General features: G+C 64.4%; 10 protein-coding genes. 8 read left to right on the top strand and 2 right to left on the bottom strand.

Annotation, left to right across the window (positions count from 1 at the left end; translation table 11 throughout):
• Together E1287_RS41475 and E1287_RS41470 are read left to right on the top strand one after the other, a co-directional pair.
• Window positions 1-416, top strand: a 416-nt coding sequence (locus tag E1287_RS41475) for a winged helix-turn-helix domain-containing protein (protein WP_131971324.1), incomplete at its 5' end; no start/stop codon positions are given.
• Between the two features lie 49 nt (window positions 417-465).
• Window positions 466-1,029, top strand: a complete 564-nt coding sequence (locus tag E1287_RS41470) for an HD domain-containing protein (protein ID WP_131971322.1) — start codon at window positions 466-468, stop codon at window positions 1,027-1,029.
• Between the two features lie 44 nt (window positions 1,030-1,073).
• On the opposite strand, the gene E1287_RS41465 is transcribed toward E1287_RS41470, so the two are convergent.
• The gene (locus tag E1287_RS41465; RefSeq protein WP_131971320.1) at window positions 1,074-1,550 is read right to left on the bottom strand and encodes an NUDIX domain-containing protein; all 477 of its coding nucleotides are present in this window, start codon (window positions 1,548-1,550) and stop codon (window positions 1,074-1,076) included.
• A 3-nt stretch (window positions 1,551-1,553) separates the two neighbouring features.
• Window positions 1,554-2,300, bottom strand: a complete 747-nt coding sequence (locus E1287_RS41460; protein ID WP_131971318.1) for a helix-turn-helix transcriptional regulator — start codon at window positions 2,298-2,300, stop codon at window positions 1,554-1,556.
• 178 nt (window positions 2,301-2,478) lie between these two features.
• Between E1287_RS41460 and E1287_RS41455 the strand changes: the two genes are divergently transcribed.
• From E1287_RS41455 to E1287_RS41430, 6 genes are all read left to right on the top strand, one after another.
• Window positions 2,479-2,688 carry a hypothetical protein gene (locus E1287_RS41455; RefSeq protein WP_131971316.1) on the top strand — a complete coding sequence of 70 codons (210 nt, stop codon included), beginning with the start codon at window positions 2,479-2,481 and terminating at the stop codon, window positions 2,686-2,688.
• Between the two features lie 164 nt (window positions 2,689-2,852).
• Window positions 2,853-3,041 carry a hypothetical protein gene (locus E1287_RS41450; protein ID WP_131971314.1) on the top strand — a complete coding sequence of 63 codons (189 nt, stop codon included), beginning with the start codon at window positions 2,853-2,855 and terminating at the stop codon, window positions 3,039-3,041.
• A 20-nt stretch (window positions 3,042-3,061) separates the two neighbouring features.
• Window positions 3,062-3,406, top strand: coding sequence for a hypothetical protein (locus tag E1287_RS41445; protein WP_131971312.1), 345 nt, complete (start codon window positions 3,062-3,064; stop codon window positions 3,404-3,406).
• A 59-nt stretch (window positions 3,407-3,465) separates the two neighbouring features.
• The gene (locus E1287_RS41440; RefSeq protein WP_243719802.1) at window positions 3,466-5,193 is read left to right on the top strand and encodes a cell division protein FtsK; all 1,728 of its coding nucleotides are present in this window, start codon (window positions 3,466-3,468) and stop codon (window positions 5,191-5,193) included.
• Between the two features lie 129 nt (window positions 5,194-5,322).
• On the top strand, window positions 5,323-5,538 hold the full coding sequence (locus tag E1287_RS41435) for a helix-turn-helix domain-containing protein (protein ID WP_131971308.1): 216 nt from the start codon (window positions 5,323-5,325) through the stop codon (window positions 5,536-5,538).
• Window positions 5,539-5,628: 90 nt separating this feature from the next.
• Entirely contained in the window at window positions 5,629-6,198 is a 570-nt protein-coding gene (locus tag E1287_RS41430; RefSeq protein WP_165969450.1) for a hypothetical protein, read from the top strand.
• Window positions 6,199-6,307: the final 109 nt, after the last annotated feature.

Raw genomic sequence — 6,307 nt, 5'->3', positions numbered from 1 at the left:
CCAACGCGCTACGGCAACGCGTCACAGACGGCACCTACGCCCCCGGCACACGCCTACCGGGCGAGGCCGCGCTCTGCGCCGAGTTCGGCGTAGCCCGCAACACCGTGCGGCGGGCCCTGTCCACCCTGCAATCCGAAGGACGCATCACCGCCCGAACCGGTGTCGGCCGATTCGTCCCAGACTCTGCCACCCAACCACGCACCCGCTCGGAGGACATCACGGCGAACCTGCGCCATCAGATCGAGACTGGACATTTCCAACCGGGCGACGCGCTACCCAGCGAAGCCCAGCTCGCTCGCCGGTTCGGCGTCTCCCGGTTCACAGCCCGGACGGCTCTCATCGCACTCGAAACGGCCGGACTCGTCACCTGCGTCCATGGCAAGGGACGATACGTCCGGCAAGACGTCCCCAGATGATCCGTACACGCCCGTGGACGTCCGCATCTGCCCTCGTAGCGTCGACCTCATGAAGAACACCGCAGCTTGGGCGCGCGACCTCGCACGCGAACACCTTGAGACTCCGCTTCCCCGTCGCTGGGCCCACACCCAGGGCGTGGCCCGCCAAGCCCGCACCCTCGTCCCCATCCTCGGCGACCAAGCAGACCTTCTAGAAGCCGCCGCTTGGCTCCACGACATCGGCTATGCCCCTGACCTCATTGAGACCGGCTTCCACCCTCTTGACGGTGCCCGCTACTTGCGTGACGTTGCTCAAGCCAACGATGTGCTCTGCCGTCTGGTCGCTAATCATTCCTGCGCCATAGTCGAAGCGGCAGAACGCGGATTCGCCAACGAGTTGTCCCATGAATTTTCGCCAGTCAGCACCTCTCTAAGCCATGCCCTCACCTACTGCGATATGACGACTACGCCAGACGGAGAACATGTAGCGATCACTGAGCGGCTCGCCGAAATTCGTCGACGTTATGGCCCCGCTCACCTCGTCACACGCTTCACGCATCTGGCGGAGCCGGATCTAATGGATGCCGTGCGAGATGTGCGAAGGAAGACTGAACTCCACGAATTGATCACATAGATCGCACCCGATCACGTGCTCGCTACGTTCGGCGAGCGTTTCCTTTAGAGGATGACCGGCGTGGCGCGCTTCTCTAGGTAGTGTCCGATGCGTAGTCGCATCGAGCGGTCCATGCGCAGCGACTCAATATCGTGCGGCGCGATCCAATGAACCTCGCGTGACTCGTTGCTAGGTGTGGGTCTTCCGCCAAGGAGACGACCGGTTAGCAGGATTGAGAATTCCTGACGCACTTCATCGTTGCTCGTGTAGTGAATAACGTGCTTTGGGTCGGAATAGATGCCTACTATTCCGGTTATTTCGCAGTCAATTCCTGTCTCTTCGCTGGTCTCTCGGATCGCTGCTTGCGCCACCGACTCACCTAGGTCGATCGCGCCGCCGGGTACGGCCCAGTTGTCGTTATCCGTGCGGCGGATAAGTAGGATCTCGCCTTGGTCGTTGGTGACCACTACGTTGACCGATGGGACCAGACTGTTTGCCGCTGGCGCCTTGGGGTCGTCGTAGTAGTCGATCCTGCGGGCCATGTGTTAGTCCCCCGCTTGTAGTGGCTTAGCGCCTTCCCAAACACGTTCAAAGCTCTGGAGATATGTGTTGACGATGTCTCCGCCGGCGACGCGGCGCAGGTGCCAGAACGGCGCGTTTGATGCCGGTACTCCGTAAACGTGCGTGTTGACGAAAAGCTGATCGTCCGCTCGGAAGATCGAGTTGTAGAGGACCGTGCTGTGAAGGCGGAACTCCACGCCCTCTATTGCCCGTAGCGACCGATAAAGGACGATCACGTTCCGGATTTTAGCCGCCATGGCTTCGTCAATGCCCTCGTCCGCGCCACGTTCGGCGACCTGTGGGGAGTCAGGGTCACCTAGGAGGACGCGCACACGTACGCCTGCGCGGGCCTTGTCGGCAAGGATGCTCAACGCGCCGTTGTCCTCGGCGAGGAAGAGCCCGCTATAGACCAGTACGCCGATCTCTTCCTCGGCTGTGGCGAAAAGTCGTCCCCATGCGTCCCTTGGGACCGCCCAGCGATGCGGATAGATCGTGATGACCTCGCTGCCGGATGCCGCTGTGACCTGATCCTCTGAGAGGGCATCAGGCCATAGGTATGACTCGTCCAAGCCAAGTTGCGAAGCTACTGCGTAACGGTGTCGTCGGTACGGCGTGCGGTCCTTGGTGATCCACCGTTCAACGGTCTTGGGATCGACCTCAATGGACTCTGCGAGAGCGGCAATCGTCAGACCTCGCTCAAGCAATGCTGCGCGCAAGCGTTCGTTTGCCATACACCCGACCTGATCGCAGGACGTCTTAGGACGCACCAACCCTATGAAGGACGTCATGAACACGTCCAGTCATGTAGTGATCTCGTCCCCCAGGTCAAGCGCACGCTCTTTCTCGTAAGACACCGACCGCCCGAACCGCCCCCGCCGGATACGGGCCTTACGAGAGGAGAGATCACACATGATCCTCGTCCTGGCTTCGATCCTCGCCGTCTTCCTCGCCGGCGCCATCTGCGGAAGCTTCGCCATGCTCGTCATCGGCATCCACGCCGAAGAGCGCCGGGTGGTGCAGGGGCGCGGCGAGACGTCCCCCAGTGGTACCGCCTCCCGGCGTCTGCTCAGCACGCAGACGTGCGACGACGCGCCGGACCACGTCCCGGCGGGGCGGTGAGTATGCGGCGAATGCCTCGCGTCATCACTGGCCACTCGTGTGCGTGTGGCGCGCGTGTCGAACCCGGTAACCGGCGGTGCCGCAAGTGCCGCGCCCGCGCCCGGTGGCTACGGCGGGGGCGCGGTTCGCGGTACCCGGACATGTGGCTGTGAGGGGGTGAGGCCGTGAACGTTTCGGTTCCCCTGGTGGTGATCCTCGGTGCCGTGGTGTGGGTCGCGTGGCGGTACATGGGGCTGCGTGGCTGGCACATCGCCGTGTGCCTGCTCTTCGGATTCTTCCTCGCCGCGACCAGCGCGGCACCGGAGATCCGCCGACTGGTGTCCGTACTCGTCCAGTCCGTCTCTCAGCCCTGACCGAAGGGAGGGATGCCCTGGTGCCTGATACACCGCCACGCGTCAAGGTCAACGTTCAGGAGGTCCGTACGCGCAACCTCGCCGCACGGGAGATCGTCTCCCACTTGGCCGCCGCGATGCCGTCCATCGAGGACCTGTGGATTCGCCTGAACAGCGCCCTCGTCGACGTCCCCGCACTCGTCTCCGAGATCACCCGGCTTGCCGCCGAGCTGGCCAGCGCACGGCGAGACCGCGCGAACCTGGTGGCCGCCGGACGTGCCACCCTCAACGCCGAACGCGACGCCGAACCGGATCCGCTCTACTACCTGCGAGACGAGCTGCGCGCGCAGGGACACCTCCCCCCGGACACCTGGGGGCGCGCATGAGTCGCACACGTCAGATGCGGCGACATGCGCGGAAGATGCGCCGCAATGGGCTTCAGCCAATGGTGATTATTGACCGCGACGTTCAGTTCCCGGACGTGGCCGCCGTGCTCGTCGCGCGCGCCCTGTGGCGCTATCGGTCCGAGCTGGCACCGGTCTACCTGGTGGCCTTGCTCGCCCTTGGGGGTGCGCTTCTGCACCTCACGCACGCGGAATGGTGGCCGTGGCTGGTGGGTGTCGCAACGGTGACCGCGTGGGCACTCGCCACGTTCGGCGAGCGGGTCGGCCTCGCTCTGCGAATCGAGCGGGCCTATGCCGCTACCGTTGCCGTTGGCGCCGGTGGGTGGTTGGCTGCCGCTACTGCGCTGGGCGTCACGTTCCGTCCGCTTCCCTTCGTACTCGCAGGAGTCGGATTCCTGTTCGCCGTTCCCTGGTGGGTGCATCGGAGAAGGCGCGCCAAGGTGCGCGTTGATCGGCAGATAGCCGCATGGCCGGAAATCGCGCAAGCGATCGGACTTGCAGGCTCAAGCGCGCAATCCGCAGTAGTGGACGTGTGGGGATGGCGTGCGCGGTTCGCCCTGGCGCGCGGCCAGACGATCCAGGACGTCATCGGGAAGATTCCTGCGATCGAGTCAGCGCTTGGGACCTTCCGGGGTGCTGTGCGCGTCGCTCCGACACGCGACGACAAAGCCAACAGGTTCGAACTCCGGGTACTCGACACCGACCCGCACGCCGATGCGATTCCGTGGCCTGGGCCGTCCGTCTCGTCCATTACCGAGCCGATCGACCTCGGCCCGTTCGAGGACGCTACCGGCGCGCGCGTCCTGCTGCTGCGACGTCACGGGCTCTTCGGAGGCGTGGCCGGTTCGGGCAAGAGCGGCGGAATCAATGTCCTCATGGGGAACCTCAGCGCGTGCCGTGACGTCGTGGTATGGGCTATCGACCTCAAACGCGGCATGGAACTCCAGCCATGGGCATCGTGCATCGATCGACTCGCCACCACACCGGAGCAAGCCCGCGCCATGCTGCGCGACGCCGTCACCGTTCTTGAGGCGCGCGCCGAATGGCTCACCACGAACGGACGGCGAGTCTGGGAGCCGACACCGGAACTCCCCGCGCTCGTCATCATTGTGGACGAGTACGCCGAACTCGCCGACGATGTGCCGAATGCTGCAGGCGATACGGACTCAATCGCGCGGCGAGGGCGCGCCGTGGCCGTGACGCTCATCGCTGCCACTCAGCGGCCCACACAGAAAGCGATGGGGAAGGGTGCCGTCCGGTCACAGATGGACGTACGCGTGTGCTTCCGCGTCCGGGAACGCCGGGACGTCGATCTCATCCTTGGGCAAGGGATGCTCAACGCCGGATGGCACGCACACACCCTCAACGCACCCGGCAAGTTCCTTCTCTCCGCACCCGAACACGACACACCCCGACGAGGCCGCGCATATCTGCTCACCGATGCCACCGTGGCGCAGACAGCAGAGCGGCACGCTAGTGCCCGGCCTGCCCTGGACGAGGTCTCTCTTCGTGCGCTGGACGAGGCGCGCATGACGTCCGTCTCCGAGCCGTCCAGCCCTCTGCCCCCGTCTGGCGACGACACGGCCGACACCGTTCTGAGAGAGGCCCTGGACGGCGCGCCGGACGAGGGGCTTCCGATCGCTCACCTTCTGATGATCACGCAGATGAGCCGCCCCACGCTCTACCGACGCCTCGCCGAACTCGTGACGGCCGGCCGTGCCGTCCAAGTCACGCGTGGCCGCTACAAGGCGGCCGATCACGTCCGGTAGTCGTCTCAACGTCTCGTCTCACACGCGCGCCTGCACGTATGGGCGAGAGAGACGTTCGTGAGACGAGACAGAGACGAGCACTCCCCGTAACCAAGGAGATGATCACCAACCCACACCACAGGACCCGGGATGACGCCCGGGCGAGAGGAGGTGGTGCCCGTGCAGGCGTACACCGTCGAGCAAGTAGCCGAGATCCTCAACATCGGACGCGACAAGGTCTACTTCCTGATCCGCACCGGCCAACTCCGCAGCATCAAGATCGGCAAGCTGCGCCGCATCACCGACCGGCACCTCGCCGAGTTCGTCACCTCCCTCGAAGAGCCCGCCCTCGAAGAGACGCACTGACCCCACCTGCCGGGAGGTCCGTCCGGCCACTCGTCCAGACGGACCTTCCAACCTAGGGACGTCTTGGGACGTCTTGAGTTAAGGTCGGTGGTGACCTCGATCGATACGAGGAGGGATCCGTTGACAAAGATCCTGGTCGGCACGTACGAGGGGTCGATCTACGAGGAGGGCGATGGGTACACCGGCGCGCTTTCACTCGGGTTCGGCCCGGACGGCAAGCGCAAGCGACTCAAGAGGAAGGGACGTACTAAGGCAGAGGTCAAGAGCAAGCTCAAGGAAGCCGTCGAAGAGCTAGACAAGGGGGTCAAGACTGACCGCAACTACTACGTGCGGGACGCGGTAGAGGACTGGCTCGCCGCGTTCGCCAAGACCGGCAAGTCATCGAATACCAACGAGGTCTACCGATCGCTCGCCGATCACCAGCTCATACCGTTCATCGGACGGACGCGCCTCAAGAAGCTCACGGCGGACGACGTCGAGACGTGGCTCAACGGCAGGGCGGAACGCCTCACCTCGTCCTCGCTCGGCATCGTGCACAGCATCCTGAAGCGCTCGATCCGCAGGGCAGCCCGCCACGACCGCATCGGCCGAAACGTTGCCGAACTGGTCAACACACCGGACGGCAAGCCCTGCGCTTCCCCTCGTAGCGTGGAGACCTGAACCAGAGAGATGGTTGGGTCGTGGGAGACAAGAGACGCCGGTTCGATCCGGAGTTCCGTGAAGGAGCGGTGCGGATCGTCAAGGAGACCGGCAAGCCCGTCGCGCAGGT

Source organism: Actinomadura sp. KC06, from assembly GCF_004348735.1.
GTDB lineage: Bacteria > Actinomycetota > Actinomycetes > Streptosporangiales > Streptosporangiaceae > Spirillospora.
Note: the sequence above shows the minus strand (reverse complement) of the source record. Positions and strands in the feature narration are given on the sequence as shown.